The organism is Rhodospirillales bacterium, assembly GCA_016699855.1.
Classification (GTDB): domain Bacteria; phylum Pseudomonadota; class Alphaproteobacteria; order Reyranellales; family Reyranellaceae.
Genome location: CP064988.1, coordinates 4,038,399 through 4,056,084, shown reverse-complemented (window position 1 = coordinate 4,056,084; position 17,686 = coordinate 4,038,399). Strand labels below are relative to the sequence as shown.

The 17,686-nt window shown below is 71.5% G+C and carries 17 protein-coding genes; 5 read left to right on the top strand and 12 right to left on the bottom strand.

From position 1 onward, the window contains the following. Positions 1–63: 63 nt before the first annotated feature. The 4 genes from IPK81_19155 to IPK81_19140 form a co-directional block, all read right to left on the bottom strand. On the bottom strand, positions 64–1,119 hold the full coding sequence (locus IPK81_19155; protein ID QQS11662.1) for an ABC transporter ATP-binding protein: 1,056 nt from the start codon (positions 1,117–1,119) through the stop codon (positions 64–66). Next, positions 1,116–3,305, bottom strand: coding sequence for an iron ABC transporter permease (locus tag IPK81_19150; protein QQS11661.1), 2,190 nt, complete (start codon positions 3,303–3,305; stop codon positions 1,116–1,118). Before IPK81_19150 ends, IPK81_19155 begins: the two co-directional genes overlap by 4 nt. A 26-nt stretch (positions 3,306–3,331) precedes the next feature. Continuing rightward, positions 3,332–4,366, bottom strand: coding sequence for an ABC transporter substrate-binding protein (locus IPK81_19145; protein ID QQS11660.1), 1,035 nt, complete (start codon positions 4,364–4,366; stop codon positions 3,332–3,334). Positions 4,367–4,436: 70 nt separating this feature from the next. Further along, complete coding sequence (locus IPK81_19140) at positions 4,437–4,862, bottom strand: HIT family protein (protein QQS11659.1); 426 nt, start codon at positions 4,860–4,862, stop codon at positions 4,437–4,439. A gap of 76 nt (positions 4,863–4,938) precedes the next feature. Here IPK81_19140 and IPK81_19135 point away from each other — a divergent pair, with 76 nt between their 5' ends. Then, entirely contained in the window at positions 4,939–6,129 is a 1,191-nt protein-coding gene (locus IPK81_19135) for a CoA transferase (protein ID QQS11658.1), read from the top strand. A gap of 8 nt (positions 6,130–6,137) precedes the next feature. Here the strand turns inward: IPK81_19135 and IPK81_19130 are convergent, their stop codons facing one another. The 7 genes from IPK81_19130 to dinB form a co-directional block, all read right to left on the bottom strand. Then, complete coding sequence (locus tag IPK81_19130; GenBank protein ID QQS11657.1) at positions 6,138–6,422, bottom strand: cytochrome c; 285 nt, start codon at positions 6,420–6,422, stop codon at positions 6,138–6,140. A 47-nt stretch (positions 6,423–6,469) separates the two neighbouring features. Further along, positions 6,470–7,162, bottom strand: coding sequence for a CBS domain-containing protein (locus tag IPK81_19125; GenBank protein QQS11656.1), 693 nt, complete (start codon positions 7,160–7,162; stop codon positions 6,470–6,472). A gap of 93 nt (positions 7,163–7,255) precedes the next feature. Beyond that, on the bottom strand, positions 7,256–7,888 hold the full coding sequence (locus IPK81_19120; GenBank protein ID QQS15262.1) for a hypothetical protein: 633 nt from the start codon (positions 7,886–7,888) through the stop codon (positions 7,256–7,258). Continuing rightward, positions 7,840–8,523, bottom strand: a complete 684-nt coding sequence (locus tag IPK81_19115; GenBank protein QQS11655.1) for an amidase — start codon at positions 8,521–8,523, stop codon at positions 7,840–7,842. Before IPK81_19115 ends, IPK81_19120 begins: the two co-directional genes overlap by 49 nt. A gap of 30 nt (positions 8,524–8,553) precedes the next feature. Beyond that, positions 8,554–8,892 (bottom strand): DUF423 domain-containing protein, encoded by a 339-nt coding sequence (locus tag IPK81_19110; protein ID QQS15176.1) that lies wholly within the window; start codon positions 8,890–8,892, stop codon positions 8,554–8,556. A gap of 80 nt (positions 8,893–8,972) precedes the next feature. Further along, entirely contained in the window at positions 8,973–9,881 is a 909-nt protein-coding gene (locus IPK81_19105; GenBank protein QQS11654.1) for a polysaccharide deacetylase family protein, read from the bottom strand. Positions 9,882–9,950: 69 nt separating this feature from the next. Beyond that, complete coding sequence (gene dinB / locus IPK81_19100) at positions 9,951–11,033, bottom strand: DNA polymerase IV (protein ID QQS11653.1); 1,083 nt, start codon at positions 11,031–11,033, stop codon at positions 9,951–9,953. 109 nt (positions 11,034–11,142) lie between these two features. Here dinB and IPK81_19095 point away from each other — a divergent pair, with 109 nt between their 5' ends. From IPK81_19095 to IPK81_19085, 3 genes are all read left to right on the top strand, one after another. Continuing rightward, on the top strand, positions 11,143–12,426 hold the full coding sequence (locus IPK81_19095; GenBank protein ID QQS11652.1) for an aminotransferase class III-fold pyridoxal phosphate-dependent enzyme: 1,284 nt from the start codon (positions 11,143–11,145) through the stop codon (positions 12,424–12,426). After that, a complete protein-coding gene (locus tag IPK81_19090) occupies positions 12,419–13,417 on the top strand; it encodes a phosphotransferase (protein QQS11651.1) in 999 nt (332 codons plus the stop codon). Before IPK81_19095 ends, IPK81_19090 begins: the two co-directional genes overlap by 8 nt. A 94-nt stretch (positions 13,418–13,511) precedes the next feature. Beyond that, the gene (locus IPK81_19085; protein QQS11650.1) at positions 13,512–14,483 is read left to right on the top strand and encodes an SDR family NAD(P)-dependent oxidoreductase; all 972 of its coding nucleotides are present in this window, start codon (positions 13,512–13,514) and stop codon (positions 14,481–14,483) included. Positions 14,484–14,569: 86 nt separating this feature from the next. On the opposite strand, the gene IPK81_19080 is transcribed toward IPK81_19085, so the two are convergent. Then, positions 14,570–14,938: an excalibur calcium-binding domain-containing protein gene (locus IPK81_19080; protein QQS11649.1), complete on the bottom strand. Its 369-nt coding sequence runs from the start codon at positions 14,936–14,938 to the stop codon at positions 14,570–14,572. A 208-nt stretch (positions 14,939–15,146) separates the two neighbouring features. Here IPK81_19080 and IPK81_19075 point away from each other — a divergent pair, with 208 nt between their 5' ends. After that, positions 15,147–17,678 carry a VWA domain-containing protein gene (locus IPK81_19075; GenBank protein QQS11648.1) on the top strand — a complete coding sequence of 844 codons (2,532 nt, stop codon included), beginning with the start codon at positions 15,147–15,149 and terminating at the stop codon, positions 17,676–17,678. Positions 17,679–17,686 lie beyond the last annotated feature (8 nt).

Here is a 17,686-nt window from a genome sequence, read left to right as displayed (position 1 = left end):
CTTCCTCGCCGTGCCCGGGATGACAGGACGGTCCGGTTCGGCCGAATTGCGGTCGCAGGACGCTCAGCGCGGCACCAGCGCGAGGCCCCGGTCGCGGAATCCGGACGGCGACGGAGGCGCCGGCGGCGAACGCGTTGGCGAGGTCCGGCTCGACCACGAACAGCTCGCCGACCGGCGTCTCACCGTGAACTCGAGATGGGCGCCGAGATAGGTCGCTTTGCGGACCACCCCGGTCAGCCCCGCATCCGGCGTGGCCGGCGACAGGCGGATGGCTGCATAGCGCACCGCCAGGGCAGCGGGCCCGGGCCGCAGATCTCGCGTCGGCAGCGACACCGTCAGACCGCCGACCGGCACGGCGGCGCGACCGTCAACCGCCGATCCGATCTCGACATCGATCAGATTGGCGCCGCCGATGAAATCGGCGACGAAGCGGTCGACCGGCCGCTCGTAGAGATCGACCGGCGCGCCGCGCTGGGCGACACGGCCGTCCCTCATCACCACGATGGTGTCGGCGACGGCCATCGCCTCCTCCTGGTCGTGCGTGACGTAGACGGCGGTGATGCCGAGCTCCCTCTGCAGGTCGCGGATCTCGTCGCGCATGCGCCGGCGCAGCTTGGCGTCGAGGTTGCTGAGCGGCTCGTCGAACAGCATCACCCGTGGCTCGACCGCCAGCGCGCGGGCCAGCGCCACGCGCTGCTGCTGGCCGCCGGACAGCGCGCCGACCTGCCGCCGCTCGTAGCCCGCGAGCCCGACCTTGGCGAGGACGGCGCGGGCGCGGTCGGCCTGCTCCGCCCTCGACAGCTTCGAGACCGCGAGGCCGTAGGCGACGTTCTCCCGCACGTCCATATGCGGGAACAGCGCGTAGGACTGGAACACCATGCCGACGTCGCGTTCCGCCGCGGACAGCCGCGTGACGTCCGCATCGCCGATGCGCACCACGCCCGCGCTCGGCATCTCCAGCCCGGCGACCATGCGCAGGACCGTCGTCTTGCCGCAGCCCGAAGGCCCCAGGAGCGTCAGCAGCGTCCCCGAGCCGACGCGGAACGACACGTCGTCGACCGCCACGACGCGGCCGAAGCGGCGCGTGACGCCGATGAATTCGACGGCGCTTCCGCTCATGCCGCCGCCCCCGTGGTCGCGACCGTGGCGCCGCCGCGGCCGAGCCGCCGCTCGCCGACGAGGAGCTGGATGCCGGCGATGCACAGCGCCATGACCGCGATCAACGCCGCCGAGTAGGCGATGGCGCCGCCGTAGTCGGCGATCTCGACTCGGCCGACGATGTAGTTGGTCGCGAGATTGTGGCGCGTGGTGGCGAGGAACACGACCGCCGACAGCGACGTGATCGCGCGCACCAGCGCGAACACCAGCGCCGCCACGATGGCCGGCCGGATCAGCGGCAGGATGACGCGGCGCATGGTGGCGAAGCCGCCGTGGCGCAGCGTCAGGGAGCTCTCGTCGAGGCTGCGGTCGATCTGGCTGAGCGCCGCGACGCCGGCGCGGATGCCGACGGGCATGTCGCGGAAGATGAAGCAGATGATGAGGATCGCGGCCGTGCCGGTGAGCTCGACCGGCGGCGTGTTGAACGCCATCACGTAGCTCAGTCCGATCACGGTGCCGGGGATCGCGAAGCTCAGCATGGTCACGAACTCGAACGCGGCTTTGCCGGCGAAGCGCTGGCGCACCAGGATGTAGGCCGTGAGCAGGCCCAGCGCCGCCGTCAGCGGCGCCGCGATCAGCGCCGTCTCCATCGTCGTGGCGAAGGACTTCCACGCCCCGCCCGTCCAGAGCAGCCCGTCGGCGCCGCGCTCGATCGAGAACATCTCCGCGAAGTGCCGCAACGTGAAGGAGTTGTCGCGCCCGACATTGGCGACGAAGCCGCCGAACGCGATGGTGCCGTAGACGATGATCGTGATCGCGATCCACGGCAGCGCCGACCAATGGACCGCGCGGCGCACGCCCGCCGGCAGCGGCGCGTGGCGGCCGGAATCGCCCTTGCCGGCGACCGTGGTGTAGGAGCGGTCGCCCAGCCAGCGCGCCTGCGCCACGAACACGACGAGCGCCATCGCCAGCAGCACGATCGCCAGCGCGGCGGCGCGGCCGGGATCGTTCTGGGCGCCGACCAGCGCGAAGTAGATCTGGATCGACAACACGTCGTAGTTGCCGGCCAGGACGATGGGGTTGCCGAAATCGGCGATGCTCTCGAGCATGCCGACGAGGAAGGCGTTGGCCAGCCCCGGCCGCATCAACGGCAGCGTGACGGTCGCGAACAGCCGCGACGGCGGCGCCCGCAGGGTCTGCGCCGCCTCCTCCATCGTCGGGCTGATGCCCTGCACCACACCCGTCATGATCAGGAACGCGATCGGCGTAAAGCTCAGCGTCTGCGCGAACACCATGCCGGGGAAGCCGTAGATCCAGCGCGTCGGCGGCACGCCGAGGGCCGAGTCGAGCCACGTGGTGATGGCGCCGGTGCGGCCGACCAGCAGCACGACGGCGAGACCGACGACGAAGGGCGGCGTGATGATCGGCAGCAGCGCGAACAGCCGCAGCGCGCCCTTCCAGCGGAACTCCATCCGTTCGGCCAGCAGCGCGAAGGCGGTGCCCAGCGCCGTCGTCAGCGCCGCCACGACCAGCGCCAGCAGCAGCGTCTTCCAAAACGTGCCGCAGGTCGCGCCGGCGAGGCATCCGAGCGACCAGATGTCGGTGGCGGCCAGGCGCTCCGCCATCGCCGGCAGCGACCACCCCTCCTCGACGCGCGCCGCGCCGACGAGCACCAACCCGACGGGGAAGAACACGAACAGCAGCGTCGTGCCGACCACCAGGCCGATCGACCCGAGCACGAAGACGTCGCCGCGCAGCGCGCCCCGGCGCGCCCAGCCCTCGCAGAACAGGAACAGCAGCGCCAGCGCCGCCAGCATCCCGCCCCAGCCGAGTCCGAACTGCCGTCCTTCGAAACCCTCGTGGAGACCGCGCAGCCACAGCCACGAATAGCCGCGCGCGCCGATCGCGAAGCCCTGACCGAACAGCCAGACGAGGCCGAGACCGCCGGACAGCACCAGCGTCGCGGAGGCCGCCGCGTCGCCCGGTGGACGGCGCGCGATGGCGAGCGGCGCGAGGAACGCCAGCGCCACCGGCAGGAGCCAGTGCCGGCCATGCGCGAAGATCTGGACGAACGCCGGGGCGGCGTCCTCGCTCCACGGATCGCGCCACCACGACGCCGAGGGGAATCCATCCTCGAGCGCGTACCAAGGCAGGAGGACGAGGCCGGCCCAGCCGACCAGCGTCCACAGACGCGCGGTGCGCGACACGCGCGGCGGACCGGCGCGGGCGGCCGTTACTTGGGCGCGCCCACCTTGGTCTCGGCGTCCCACTTCGCCAGCAGACGCCGGCGCTCCGCGCCCGAACCGTATTTGGCGAAGTCGTAGTCGATCAGCTTGATTTTCGACAGATCGGGGGAATACGGCGACGGCGGCGTGCCGGCGTTGGACGGCGCCTGGAAGCTCTCGCCCTTCTCCGCCATCTTCTGGCCCTCGACCGACAGCGCGAACTCGTAGAACTTCTTGGCGTTCACCATGTTGCGGGCGCCGTCGATGATCGACATCGAGCCGATCTCGTAGCCCGTGCCCTCGCACGGCGCCACGCCCTCGACGGGGAAGCCGCGCTTCTTGTTCATGGCGCCGTCGTGCAGGAACGTGATCGCGATCATGGTCTCGCCGCGTGCGGCGGCCTGGCCCGGCGCCGGGCCCTGCTTGGTGTACTGGTTCACGCTGCCGTGGAGCTGCTTCAGGTACGCGAACGCCTTGTCCTCGCCCATCAGCTGCACCAGCGTCGCGATCACGGTGTAGGCCGTACCCGACGAGTACGGGTTCGACATCTGGATCTCGCCCTTGAACTCCGGCTTCAGGAGGTCCGACCAGCAGGCCGGCGGCGCGATCCCCTTCCGCGCCAGCAGCTCCCTGTTGTAGACGAAGCCGATGGCGCCCATGTAGATGCCGACCACGCGGCCCTGCGAGCGGTCCCACTGCGCCTTGGCCCACGGCAGCAGCTCCTTCAGGCCGGTCGCCTCGTAGCGCGTCGTCAGCCGCTCCTCGGCCGCCTGGAGGTGCGGGTCGCCGGTGCCGCCCCACCAGATGTCGCCCTTGGGGTTCTCCTTCTCGGCCTTGATCTGGGCGTAGGTCTCGCCGGTGCCCTTGCGCGTGTAGGCGACGTCGACGCCGGTCCGGCGGGCGAACTCGTCGGACATCGCCTTGCACCACTCCTCGTTGGCGGTGCAGTAGAGGTTGAGCTTGCCCTGGGCGAGCGCGGCCTGCGCGAGGCCGAACGTCAGAGACGCGGCGACGACGGCGCGTATCGTGCGGTTGGCGGACATCGTGTTCTCCCCGTTCTCGACCCCGCCGCAATATGACCACGCGCGTCGGCGGCAGTCGAGACGGCGGCCCTCAGATGTGGCGCAGCAGCAGCTCGTGCGTGGCGCGGATCGCCGCCATGTCGCCGGGCTTTGGATTCCAGTTGATCGCGAGGCCGTCGCCCAGCCGCCGCGGCAGGACGTGGATGTGGAAGTGCGGCACGCTCTGCGCCGCGCCCGGCCCGTTGGCCTGGATCAGGTTGACGCCGTCGGGTTTCAGCGCCGCGTCGACCGCCGTGGCGACGCGCTTGGCGGTCGCCGCGACAGCGCCGATCGTCTCCGCGGGGATATCGAGGATCGTGGGCCAATGCCCCTTGGCGATCGCCAGCGCATGGCCTTCGCCGGCCGGATTGATGTCCATGAACGCCAGCGTGGCGCCGTCCTCGAACAGACGGAAGCACGGGATCGTCCCCGCGACGATCCGGCAGAACACGCAATCATGGTCCACCGGATGGGACATCGCCGGCCTCCTCGACAATCCGAACGTGGCCGGGGCATGCTAGCCCGGACTTCACGCCACGAGAACCGGCAGGACGATGACCGATACCCGCACCCGACGCACCGGCCCCCTGTGCCGCTTCCGCGTGCTCGACCTGACGCGCGCCCGCGCGGGACCCACGGCGGCCCGGCAGCTCGCCGACTGGGGCGCCGACGTCATCAAGGTCGAGGACGCCGCGGCCGCCGACATCCTCGGCGGCGGCCGTCTCGGCAGCGACTTCCAGAACCTGCAGCGGAACCGGCGCTCGATCACGCTCGACCTGAAACAAGCCGAGGGCCGCGAGGTCTTCCACAAGCTGGTGAGGAGCGCCGACGTCGTGGTCGAGAACTACCGGCCCGGCGTCAAGAAGCGGCTCGGGCTGGACTACGCGACGCTGCGGGCCGTCAACCCGCGCATCGTTCTGGGCAGCATCTCCGGATTCGGCCAGACCGGCCCCTACGCCGACCGGCCGGGCTACGACCAGATCGCGCAGGGCATGAGCGGCCTGATGTCGGTGACCGGGCTGCCGGGACAGGGACCGGTGCGCGCCGGCATCGCGGTGGCCGATTCCAGCTCGGGACTCTACCTCGCCTTCGGCATCGTCACGGCGCTGCTCGAGCGCGAGGTGTCGGGCGAGGGCCAATGGGTGCACACCTCGCTACTGCAGTCGCTGATCGCGCTGTGCGATTTCCAGGCGGCGCGGTGGACGATGGACGGCAAGGTGCCGCCGCAGGCCGGCAACGACCATCCCACCGGCATCCCGACCGGCGTGTTCCCGACCAGCGACGGCCACATCAACATCGCGACCTCGCCGGGACCGATCTGGGAGCGCTTCTGCGCCATCATGAAGCGCGATGACTGGAAGACCGACGAGCGCTTCGCGACGCCGCCGGCGCGCTCGAAGAACCGCGTCGAGATTAACACCCAGATCGCCGCGATCACGCGGACGGACACCAGCGCGCACTGGGTCGACGCGCTCAACGCCGGCGGCGTGCCGTGCGGGCACATCTACTCGATGGACCAGGTGTTCGCGGACGTCCAGGTCGCGCACAACCGGATGGCGATACCCGTGACGCATCCCAAGCTCGGCGAGATCTCGCTGATCAACCAGCCGATCGGGATGAGCCGCACGCCGAACGAGGCGCGCCGTCCGGCGCCCGACGCGGGCGAGCACTCCGACGAGATCCTGGCGGAGGTCGGGATGTCGGCGGCCGAGATCGCCGGGCTGCGCGCCCGCAAGGTCGTCTGACGCGCGCGTCAGCGCGCGCGCAGACCGAGGATGTAGGCGATCAGGTCGTCCTGCTCGCGCCGCGTCAGCGAAAGATCGGGCATCCGGCCATGCGGGCCCGACAGCAGACCGCGCAGGCCGTCGGCGCTCGTGGTCCGCGCGTCGGCGATCGCTTGGAAGGCCGGTACGCCATCGGCGCGGCCGGCGGCCTGGCCGGGCCCCACGACATGGCAGTCGGCGCACCAGCGCCGCGCCAAAGCGGCCCCGGCCTCGATGTCGGCCGCCGCCGCGGGCGCGGAGAGGCCGACGGTCACGGCGAGCGCGGCGAGCGCGAGCGACGGTCGCGGAGCGCGCGGCATCGTCACAACAGGTAGATGCCGTGCGCCTGCACGGCGAGATGGCTTTCGACCCGTTTGATCCCCGGGACGCTCTCGATCGCGATGCGGCAAGCCTCGGCCTGCTCCGGGCTGTCGGCGTACCCCCACAACTCCGCCACGCCGTCGCGCACGATGACGTTCTTGACGCTGGCGTGCGACCACGATTGGCGGGCGAGGAGCGCGTTGACCTCGCGGCGCAGGGCCGCATCGTCGACCGCCGCGATCGGCACCTTGCTGACGCCGGCGATCAGCGCCTGCAGGAGATTGGCGCGGCTGACGATACCGACGATCCGCCCGTCGCGCGTGATCGGCAGGCGCTTGACGCGCCGCTTGTCCATCGCCTCGGCGATCTCGCCCAGCGGGGTGTCCTCGGACGCCGTGGCGACGTCCTTCGTCATCACGTCGCGGACCAGCCGCCCGTGGGCCTTGATGTAGTCGGACGCCAGATGGTCGCCGTCGGTGAACGCCGCCGACCACCAGGACCGCCGCTTCGCCGAGCCGATCTCCTCGCGGCGGATCAGGTCGGCCTCGCTGACGATGCCCAGGATCCGGCCGTCGGCGTCGACCACGGGCAGCGCGCTGACGCGCTCGCCGAGCAGCATGCGCGCCGCCTCCAGCACCGTGGCCTCAGGCCCGATGCAGACGACGCCGCGCGTCATCACGTCGCTGGCTTTCATGGACGGCTCCCTCACGGTCACTCCATGGGGAAGTCTCCACCTATCCGAACCGGCCAGCCTTGATCTGCGGCAATCCCCGGCGGACGCGCGCCGTCAGCCGGCGGCGCCCAGCGCCGCCTCGATCCAGGCGGCGGCGTCGAGCAGCGCGTCGTCCTCGCCCGGCGCGGCGATCAGCTGGATGCCGATCGGCAGGCCGCGCTTGCCCTTGCCCGCCGGCAGCGTGAGGCAAGGCACGCCCAGCAGCGTCCAGACACGGTTGAACACCGGATCGCCGGTGCGCTCGATGCCCTCCGGCGCCTCGTCCGGGGCGGCCGGCGCCAGCCACACCTCGCCGGCACCGATCATCCGCGCGACGTCCGCGCGCCGCGCCGCCATCTCCGCGCGCGCCGCCGCGAGACGCGCCGGCGGAATCGCGCGGCCGTCGGCGACCTGGGCCTTGAAGCCCTCGCTGATCAGATCGGGGCCGCGGGCGATGTAGCCGTCGAATATCGGCACCATCTCGGGAAACATGACGGTCTTATGCGTCTCGACGAGACGGTCCCACGCGGGTGGGGACACGACGGTGAACCCCGGCGCGCCCGCGGCCGTCAGCTTCGCGAACGCGCCCTCGACGGTCTTGCGCGCCACCGCCGAGGCCGACGGCCACTCCGCCGTCCGGCACAGACCGATGCGCGGCATCAGCGGCAGCACACGGCCGCGCGCGCGCGGCTCGAGCGCGGCGCGCACCGGCCCGAGATCGGCGACGCGACGGGCGAAGACGCCGAGCGTGTCGAACGACGGGGCCAGCGCATGGATTCCGCCGTGTCGGTCCAGCCCAGCGTGCCCTTGTAGCCGACGACGCCGCAGTACGACGCCGGCCGGATCACCGAGCCGGCCGTCTGCGTGCCGAGCGCGACCGGCACCATGCCGTCGGCGACGGCGGCGGCCGACCCGCTCGACGAGCCGCCGGGCGTGTGCCGCAGGCCGCGCGGATTGCGCGTCTTGCCGGGGTGGAACGAGGCGAACTCGGTGGACACGGTCTTGCCGAGCACGATCGCGCCGGCCGCCCGCATCGTGGCGACGCAGGTCGCGTCGCGCGCCGGCCGGTGGCCGGGGAACATGCGCGAACCGTAGGTGGTCGGCAGATCGCCAGTGTCGATCACGTCCTTGACCCCGACCGGCAATCCGGCGAGCGGCCCCGCCGGACCGGAGTCGGCCGCGCGCAGGGCGCCGTCGCGGTCGACGATCTCCCACGCGCCGACCTCCGCCTCACGCGCGTCGATCCGGGCGAGGCACGCCTCGACCACGGCGCGTGCGCCACCCGGCGCGCGGGCGCGCTCCAGCGCCTCAAGGGCTGTCGGGCACAACGCGGCGTCGTTCATGTCGATTCCTTCCCGATGTCGAATTCCGTCTCAGCCGGCGGCGCCGTCGCGCGGGAAGGCGCGGACGCCGCCCCACGCCAGAGCCAGCCAACCCGCGATCATCGCAAGTCCGCCCAACGGCGGCACCATGCCCGGCCAGCGCGGCCCGCCGAACGCCAGGACGTAGAGCGCGCCGCAAAACAGGAGGATTCCCGCGGTGAAGAGTTGCGCCGCGCGCACGAACGGCGCCGCCCGCGTCTGCCGGTACAACGCCAGCGCCGCCAGCATCGCCAGGACATGCCAGAGCTGGAAGCGCACGGCGGTGTCGACCAGCGCCACGCCGCGCGCGCCGGCGACCGCCTCCAGCCCGTGCGCCGACCAAGCGCCCATCGCCACAGCGACGGCGCCGAGGACGCCGGCCAGCGCCACGAGCGTTCCGGTCCGGGTAACGCCCCCATTCGCGGACGCGCTCAAGCGGCGTCTCCGGGGATGGTGCCGGCCGGCAGCGCCGCGCAATGGTCGTGGATCGCGCCGGGGCGCGTGAACCACACGCGGTCCCGCCGGGGATGCTCGACGATGTGGCGCAGCGCCTCGCGCAGCGCGCGCAGCCGGTAGGGCTGACCGACGATCATCGTGTGCAGCGCGATGCCGCAGACCAGCGGCTGCTTCTCCGATTGCGCCAGCATCTCCTCGAACTGGCCGACGATCATGTCGCGGAACTGCTCGGCGCTGTGGTGCCGCACCAGGATCTGCGGCGAATCGTTGATCTCCAGCGGATACGGCAGCGACAGCAGCCGGCCGGCCCGCGTGCGCATCCACACCGGCTGGTCGTCGGCCGGCCAGTCCATCTGGAAGGCGTAGCCGCTCTCCTTCAACAGATCGGGCGTGTGGTGGCTGTTCGACATCCACGGCCCCATCCAGCCGCGCACCTTCTGACCGGCTTTCTCGGCGATGCGGTCGCGCACGTACTCGAGCAGCCGGCGCTCGTCGTCCTCCCACATCTGGCCCTGGCGCTCGGCGTTGGTGCGGCCGTGGCCGATGATCTCGTCGCCCCGCCTGACGATCGCCTCGACGATCCCCGGCGCGTGGTCGAACACCGAGGTGTTGCAGAGATGCGCCGCCGGCAGGCCGAGCTGGTCGAGCAGCTCCAGCACGCGCCAGACGCCGACCCTGTTGCCGTAGTCGCGCCACGCGAAGGTGCGCGGATCGGGTTGCGGCAGCTCCGCCGACAGGGCGTGGCCGATCCCGCTGGCGTAGGCGAAGTGCTCGATGTTCAAGCCGATATAGACGGCCAGCCGCTTGCCCCCGGGCCAGTCGTAGACCGGCCGGTCGACGATGGCCGAGTAGGCGTAGCGGTCGTGGTACGGCAGTTTCAGCATGCCCGGTCTCCGGCGCGCGGTCTTGGATCGCGGACCGTAGCACGGCCGGCGCGCCGCGCGACGCCCCCGCTAGGCCAGCGCCAGCGCGAGCTGCGGCGGGTCTTCGGCGGCCGCCGGCCCGAGATTCGACAGCGCCACGCCCAGCAGCCGGACCGGCTGGCCGAGCGGAAAGACGTCGCGCACCAGCTCGACGACGCAGCGCGAAGCCGCCTCCTTGTCGGCGAACGGCGCCGGCGCGGTGCGGCTGCGTGTGAGCTGCTGGAAGTCGGCGTAGCGCACCTTCACCGTGAGCGTCCGACCGTGGATCCCGGTCCGCTCGCAATAGGACCACACGTTCTCGAACAGCGGCGTCAGCGCCGCCTCGACCGCCTCCGGGCGCGCCAGATCCTGGAAGAACGTGGTCTCCGCCCCGACGGATTTGCGCGGCCGGTCCGGGACCACGGCGCGCTGATCCTCGGCGCGCGCGATGGCGTGGTAGTGGGCGCCGGACTTGCCGAACTTCCCGCGCAGGAATTCCAGCGGCTTCTCCCGCAGGTCGGCGCCGGTGAAGATCCCCAGCGCGTTCATCTTGGCGGCGGTCACGGGCCCCACGCCATGGAACTTCCCGACCGGCAGCGCGGCCACGAAATCCAGCCCCATCGCCGGCGTTATCACGTACTGGCCGTTCGGCTTGCGATGGTCGGACGCCAGCTTGGCGAGGAACTTGTTGTAGGAGATCCCCGCCGACGCCGTGAGCCCGGTGCGTTCGGCGATGCGGGCGCGGATCTCGGAGGCGACCGCCGTCGCGGTGGAGATGCCCTTCAGGTTCGCCGTGACGTCGAGATAGGCCTCGTCGAGCGAGAGCGGCTCGACCAGCGGCGTGTACTCCGCGAAGATCGCGCGGATCTGCTGGGATATCTCCTTGTAGACGGCGAAGCGCGGCTTCACGAACACCAGCTCCGCGCACAGGCGCCGCGCCTTGACCGACGGCATCGCCGAGCGCACGCCGAACTTGCGCGCCTCGTAGCTGGCGGCGGCGACCACGCCGCGTTCGCGGGAACCGCCGACCGCGACCGGCCGGCCGCGCAACGACGGGTCGTCGCGCTGCTCCACGGAGGCGAAGAACGCGTCCATGTCGACGTGGATGATCTTGCGGACCGCCGGCGGCTCCATGTCCGATCATCCCGCGGGAGGCGCGCCACGGGCAACGGCGACGGCGGTGCGGCCGCGGCCGGCCGATGCTAGGCTCATTCCGTTGACCGCGGCGGACGGAAGGTTGGCGATGGGAATGGGAGACCTCTCGGCGAGACGGGACCGGGCGCTGGGCGCCGGCGCGCCGCTGTTCTATGACCAGCCGCTGCACATCGTGCGCGGCGAGGGCGTGCATCTCTACGACGCCGACGGCCGCCGCTACGTCGACATGTACAACAACGTGCCCTGCGTCGGCCACGCCAACCCGCACGTCGTCGAGGCGATGGCCCACCAGCAGGCCACGCTCAATGTGCACAGCCGCTACCTGCACGAGGGTATCGTCGCCTTCGCCGAGCGGCTCGCGGCGCTGCACGGCCCCCGGATCGAAAGCGTGGTCTTCACCTGCTCCGGCACCGAGGCCAACGAGGTGGCGCTGCGCATGGCGCGCATGGCCACCGGCAAGGCCGGCATCGTCTGCACCAACGCCACGTACCACGGCAACAGCGAGGCGGTCGGCGCGCTGACCCGGCTCGACGCCGAGCGCAACGCCGGCGGCGACGTGCGCGCGATCCCGTTTCCGGAGCTCTACCGCCCGCTCGTGCCCGGCGCCGACGGGGCCGCGCTGGCCGACGCCCATCTCGAGCGCCTGCGACGCGCGATCCAGGCGTTCGAGGACGACGGTACGGGGTTCGCCGGTCTGATCGTGTGCTCGATCTTCGCCAACGAGGGCCTGCCCGACGTACCCGCCGGATTCATGGCGCGCGCCGCCGAGATGGTCCGCGCCGCCGGCGGACTCGTGATCGTCGACGAGGTGCAGGCCGGCTATTGCCGGACCGGCCGCTGGTGGGGCTACGAGGGCGCCGGTTTCGCACCGGATATCGTCGTCACCGGCAAGCCGATGGGCAACGGCCTGCCGCTGGCGGCGGCGGCGGCGGGCAAGGCGCTGGTCGACGGCTTCCGTGCCAAGACGCGCTACTTCAACACCTTCGCGTCGAGCCCGCTGCAGGCCGCAGTCGGCATGGCGGTGCTGGACGTCATCGAGCGGGAAGGACTACGCGGGAGCGTCGCCGCGGTCGGCGCGGCCTTGAAGGCGGCGCTGGTGGAACGCAAGGCCCGGTGCGCCGCGATCGGCGACGTCCGCGGCCAGGGGCTCTTCATCGGCGTCGAGATGATCTCCGACGGCGACGGCAAGACACCGGACCGCGACCGCGCCGTGGCCGTCGTCAACCGCCTCAAGGACAAGGGCTTCCTGACGAGCAACGCCGGCGCCTTCGGCAACGTCGTGAAGATCCGGCCTCCCTTGGTGTTCACCCAGGAGAACGCCGCGGAGTTCCTCGTGGCGTTCGACGCGACCATCGCCGAGCTCCATGGATAAGGCGGACGCCGAGCGGATCTTCACGGCGCCCGCGCGCGCGGCGCTGGCGGCGTTTCCGGTCGAGCCGGCCGACCTCGCGCTCGTCTCGACATCGGAGAACATCACCTTCCGCGTCGTCGACCGGCGCGACGGCGCGGCCTACGTGCTGCGCCTGCACCGCCCCGGCTACCACACGCTGGAGGAGCTCGTCGCCGAGCGGGTGTGGATCCGCGCGCTGGGCGACGCCGGCGTCGGGGTGCCGATTCCGGTCCTGGCGCGCGACGGCGGCGACTACGTGTCCGTCGACGTGCCCGCCACCGGAGAACGACGCCACGCCGGCATGGCGCGCTGGACCGAGGGCGAACTGCTGTCGGCCGTTCTCGAACGGGCCGACGACGCCGCGGTCGCGCGGTGTTTCGCCCAGCTCGGCGCGATCGCGGCGGCGATCCACGACCAGTCGGCGGCGTGGCGGCCGCCCGCGTCCTTCCGGCGCCACACGCTCGACGTCGACGGGCTGATCGGGGACGCGCCGTTCTGGGGGCCGTTCTGGGAGCACGCCGCGCTGTCGGCGCGCGAGCGGCGGGCGTTGCTGCGGGCGCGCGACCTCATGCGCGACGCGCTGCGGCGCCACGGCCGCGACCCGGCCGTGTTCGGCCTGATCCACGCCGACATGCACCCCGGCAACGTCCTGGTCGACGGCGACCGCCTGACCGTGATCGATTTCGACGACTGCGCCTTCGGCTGGCACCAGTACGAGATCGCCGTCGCGCTGGTCCACTACGAGACGGCGCCGAACTTCGCGGTCATGGAGCGCGCCTTCCTCGCCGGCTACCGGGCGCGGCGCGCGATCTCCGACGCGGCGCTGGCGCTGCTGCCGATGTTCCGGCTGATCCGCGGCATGGTGCAGATCGGCTGGTACCATCAGCGCCCCGAGCACGCGCCGACGGCGTTCTTCCACGCGATGAAGGCGAGCGTCTGCGCCGCCTGCGAGGCCTTCGAACCGCCGGTGTGACGGCGCGCTCCCCCGGTCTTGAAGCGGGCGGCGCTTCGCGACACGATTGGCGGAAGGCCGGCCGGCCTCCGCCGGCGCCGCGGAGGAAACGACGATGAAGGATCTCGCCGGACGGATCGCCGTCATCACGGGCGGCGGCACGGGCATGGGCCGCGAGCTCGCGCGCCAGCTCGTGGCCGAGGGCTGTCACGTCGCGATGTGCGACGTCTCCGCCAAGGCGATGGCCGAGACGCGCCGCCTGTGCGAGGCCGACGGCCTGCCGCAGGGACTGCGCGTGACCGCGCACGTCGCCGACGTCTCCGACGAGGCGCAGGTCGCGCGCTTCCGAGACGAGGTGGCGGCCGGGCACGACACCGACAAGATCCACCTTCTGTTCAACAACGCCGGCATCGGCGGCGGCGGCAGCATGATCGTCAACGGCCGCGACGAGTGGGAGCGCACGTTCAACGTCTGCTGGGGCGGCGTCTACTTCGGCGTGCGCGCCTTCCTGCCGATGCTGATGGCCGCCGACAAGGGCCACATCGTCAACACCAGCAGCGTCAACGGCTTCTGGGCCTCGGTCGGGCCGACCACGCCGCACACCGCCTACTGCGCCGCGAAGTTCGCGGTGAAGGGCTTCACCGAGGCGCTGATGACGGACCTGCGGCTCAACGCGCCCCATGTGAAATGCTCGGTGGTGATGCCCGGCCACATCGGCACCTCGATCGTCTCGAACTCGCGCAAAGTGCAGAGCGGCAACGAATCGGAGGAGATGAACGCCAAGGAGCTCGCCCAGGCGCGCGCCCGCATCGCCTCGATGGGCATGGACGCCACGGCGATGTCCGACGAGCAGGTGCGCGGCATCGTCGCGGACCGCGCGCGCCGCTTTCTCGAGGAGGCGCCGACCACGGCGGCGCAGGCCGCCACGATCATCCTCGACGGGGTGAAGGCTGGACGCTGGCGCATCCTCGTCGGCGACGACGCGCACCGCATCGACCAGCGCGTGCGCGAGGCGCCGGAGCGGGCCTACGAGCCCGAATTCTTCCAGAGCTTCGCCGCCGAGGTCGGCTGGAAGGTCGGACGTTAGCTCTGTCTCAAGACGAACGGAGGTCCATGGCGCCGAAGTCCGCTGCCGGGTCGTCGACTACCCGCAACTATCAATCACCCGCGATGTCAGCGTCCCGGCCACGGCTCGCACGCCGATCCGTCGTTATCCCGGTCATGCGATGGCCAGTATCCTGGATCACCCCATCTTGCCGGCGCTAGACCGACGGCGCGCGCCGCGTCGCAATTGCGGGCGGACATCCAATGGCGGACGGTCACGTCGGCAGGCCATGGGCTTTCAATGAGCTTGACCGCAGCGAAGCCAAGGATACCGATTGCGAGCACGGCCGCACGATGGCCCGAGCGAAACTTGAACCTCGGGCCCAGCACAATGCGCCCGGCACGCTGTGCCCAGCGTACCGGCCCTCGTCCGCCCGAAGGTTTGGCGACGGAGTAGCGCCAATCATCGCCGCAGCGGCGGAAAGGTCGAAATCTCATATCGAATATTCAAGATACCCAACAATTGTCTGAAGAATAACAGAAACACGCATATCGGACAAATCCCGACAATCGGGGTGTGGCGGACTCGCATGGCGCACAGCGCGGAAGGCGCCCCTGCGCCCCGCCACCCTTGCCACCGGCGCGCCGGCGGTGCGACCATCACGGCGCGGGTTTCGTGCGTCCGGGTCGACCCAGGGGGGACACCATGCGGATAGCGATCGTCAACGCGCTGCGCCTCGCCGCCGTCTGCGCCGCCGTCTGGACCGCCGCCGGCGCGGCGCGGGCCCAGACCAACGTGATGTTCGTGTTCGACGCGTCGGGCTCGATGCGGACGGCGGTGGGGGCCGACACGCGCATCGCCATCGCCAAGCGGGCGATGGACGGCGCGCTCAAGGAGACGCCCGCGGGCACGCGGCTCGGCCTGATGATGTACGGCCACCGCCGGGCCGGGGACTGCACCGACATCGAACTGGTCTCGCCGGTCGGCGCCGACGACGCCACGACGATCGCGCGCATCATCCAGGCGGTGCAGCCCAAGGGCGAGACGCCGATCGCCGAGGTGCTGCGCCAAGCGGCGCGGAACTTCGCGCCGCTGCGCGGCCAGAGTAACAGCATCGTGCTGGTGACCGACGGCATCGAGGAGTGCCGCGGCGATCCCTGCGCCGCGGCGCGCGAGATCAAGGCGGCGGGCCTCGACCTCAAGGTGCACGTCGTCGGCTTCGCGCTGAGCGACGCCCAGCGCAAGGCGATCCAGTGCGTGCCCGACACGACGGGCGGACGCTATTTCGACGCGCGCGACGCCGGCGGCCTGACTCGCGCGCTGGGCGAGGTGCGCCAGCAGACGGCGCAGGCGGCTCAGCCGCCGCCGCCACCACCGCCGCAGGCGGCAGCGCCCCCACCCCCACCCCCACCCCCGCCGCCGCCTCCACCCGCGGCGCGCACGAACCTGCTGGCGCCCGCCAATGGCGGCGAGGTGGCGATGTCGCACCATGCGATGTGGGAGCGGACGATCGACCAGAAGCTCGACCAGATCTACTGGGTACCGCCCGGCGCCGAGGCGGTGTTCGGCTTCCGCGGCGGCCAGGCCGCGAAGTTCGACACCTTCGCGGTGTTCCTGCCGGGCGCCGACGGCGGCAACGTCAAGGACATCGAGCTGTCGGCCGGCGACGACGGGCCGACCGGCGCGTTCCGGCCGCTCGGCTCGGTCACGACCGCCAACGGCCGCCTGCGCGACGGCTGGCAGGAGTTCAAGATCCCGGAGACCACCGCGAAATACCTCAAGGTGCGCTTCGTGGGCTCTCACAAGGGCGGCCAAGGATATCTCTACGAGCTGCGCCTTCTCGGCGAGCTGCCGCCGCTCGATGGACCGGCCGCCGGCACCGCCGCGCCGGCGCCGCGCGCCAACCTGCTGGCGCCGGCGCAGGGCGGCGAGGTCGCGATGTCCAGCCACGTCATGTGGGAGCGCACGATCGACGGCAAGCTCGACCAGATCTACTGGGTGCAGCCCGGCGCCGAGGCGGTGTTCGCCTTCCGCGGCGGCCAGCCGGCGACGTTCGACGGCTTCGCGGTCTATCTGCCGGGCACCGACAAGGGCAACGTCAAGGACCTCGAGCTGTCGGCGGGCGACGACGGGCCGACCGGCGCGTTCCGTCCGATCGGCGTCGTCACCACGATCAACGCCCGCATGCGCGACGGCTGGCAGGAATTCAAGATCCCGGAGACGACCGCGAAGTTCCTCAAGGTGCGGTTCGTCGGCTCGCACGGCGGCGGCCAGGGCTATCTCTACGAGCTGCGCCTCCACGGGCAGGCGGCGGCCGGTGCCGCGTCGGCGTCGCCCGCGGCGCCGGCCGCCGCGCGCACCGACATGCTGGCGACGGCGCAGGGAGGCGTGGTGGCGATGTCCAGCCACGAGATGTGGGACCGCACGGTCGACGGCAAGCTCGACCAGATCTACTGGGTGCAGCCCGGCGCCGAGGCGGTGTTCTCGTTCCGCGCCGGACAGGCCGTGAAGTTCGACGCGTTCGCGGTGTATCTCCCCGGCGCCGACAAGGGCAACGTCAAGGAGCTCGAGCTGTCGGCCGGCGACGACGGGCCGACCGGCGCGTTCCGTCCGCTGGGAACCATCACGACGGTGAACGCCCGGCTACGCGACGGCTGGCAGGAGTTCAGGATTCCGGAGACCACCGCGAAGTTCCTCAAGGTGCGGTTCGTGACCTCGCATGGCGGCGGCCAGGGGTATCTCTACGAGCTGCGCCTGTTCGGCGCGGCGGTCCCCGGCACCGCGGCGCCGGCGGCGGCCAATCCGTTAGCGCGGCCCCGGATCGATGCGCTGAGCGCGGCGGCCGGCGGCGAACTCGTGTTCTCGACACAGGAGCTGTGGCGGCGGACCGTCGACCGCAAGCTCGACCAGATCTACTGGTTCCAGCCCGGGTCGGAGGCGGTGTTCGGTTTCCGCGATGGCGCGCCGGCGAAGTTCGACGCCTTCGCCGTGTTTGTGCCCGGCACCGACAAGGGCAACGTCAAGGACCTCGAGTTGCTCGCCGGCGACGAGGGGCCGACCGGCGCGTTCCGCCCGGTCGGCGTGGTCACCACCGTCAACGCCCGGATCGGCGATGGTTGGCAGGAGTTCAAGATCCCGGAGACGACCGCGAAATACGTGAAAGTGCGGTTCGTCGGCTCGCACGGCGGCGGGCAGGGATACCTCTACGAGCTGCGGCTGTTCGGGCCGGCGCCTTAGAGCGCGCG

Bases quoted from the DNA above. Each gene is read 5' to 3' on its own strand.
- IPK81_19140 (QQS11659.1), bottom strand. From the start codon at position 4,862: ATGTCCCATCCGGTGGACCATGATTGCGTGTTCTGCCGGATCGTCGCG.
- IPK81_19155 (QQS11662.1), bottom strand. From the start codon at position 1,119: ATGAGCGGAAGCGCCGTCGAATTCATCGGCGTCACGCGCCGCTTCGGC.
- IPK81_19090 (QQS11651.1), top strand. From the start codon at position 12,419: ATGGATAAGGCGGACGCCGAGCGGATCTTCACGGCGCCCGCGCGCGCG.
- IPK81_19110 (QQS15176.1), bottom strand. From the start codon at position 8,892: ATGGGCGCTTGGTCGGCGCACGGGCTGGAGGCGGTCGCCGGCGCGCGC.
- dinB (QQS11653.1), bottom strand. From the start codon at position 11,033: ATGGAGCCGCCGGCGGTCCGCAAGATCATCCACGTCGACATGGACGCG.
- IPK81_19075 (QQS11648.1), top strand. From the start codon at position 15,147: ATGCGGATAGCGATCGTCAACGCGCTGCGCCTCGCCGCCGTCTGCGCC.
- IPK81_19080 (QQS11649.1), bottom strand. From the start codon at position 14,938: ATGAGATTTCGACCTTTCCGCCGCTGCGGCGATGATTGGCGCTACTCC.
- IPK81_19085 (QQS11650.1), top strand. From the start codon at position 13,512: ATGAAGGATCTCGCCGGACGGATCGCCGTCATCACGGGCGGCGGCACG.
- IPK81_19135 (QQS11658.1), top strand. From the start codon at position 4,939: ATGACCGATACCCGCACCCGACGCACCGGCCCCCTGTGCCGCTTCCGC.
- IPK81_19115 (QQS11655.1), bottom strand. From the start codon at position 8,523: ATGAACGACGCCGCGTTGTGCCCGACAGCCCTTGAGGCGCTGGAGCGC.
- IPK81_19105 (QQS11654.1), bottom strand. From the start codon at position 9,881: ATGCTGAAACTGCCGTACCACGACCGCTACGCCTACTCGGCCATCGTC.
- IPK81_19095 (QQS11652.1), top strand. From the start codon at position 11,143: ATGGGAATGGGAGACCTCTCGGCGAGACGGGACCGGGCGCTGGGCGCC.
- IPK81_19145 (QQS11660.1), bottom strand. From the start codon at position 4,366: ATGTCCGCCAACCGCACGATACGCGCCGTCGTCGCCGCGTCTCTGACG.
- IPK81_19125 (QQS11656.1), bottom strand. From the start codon at position 7,162: ATGAAAGCCAGCGACGTGATGACGCGCGGCGTCGTCTGCATCGGGCCT.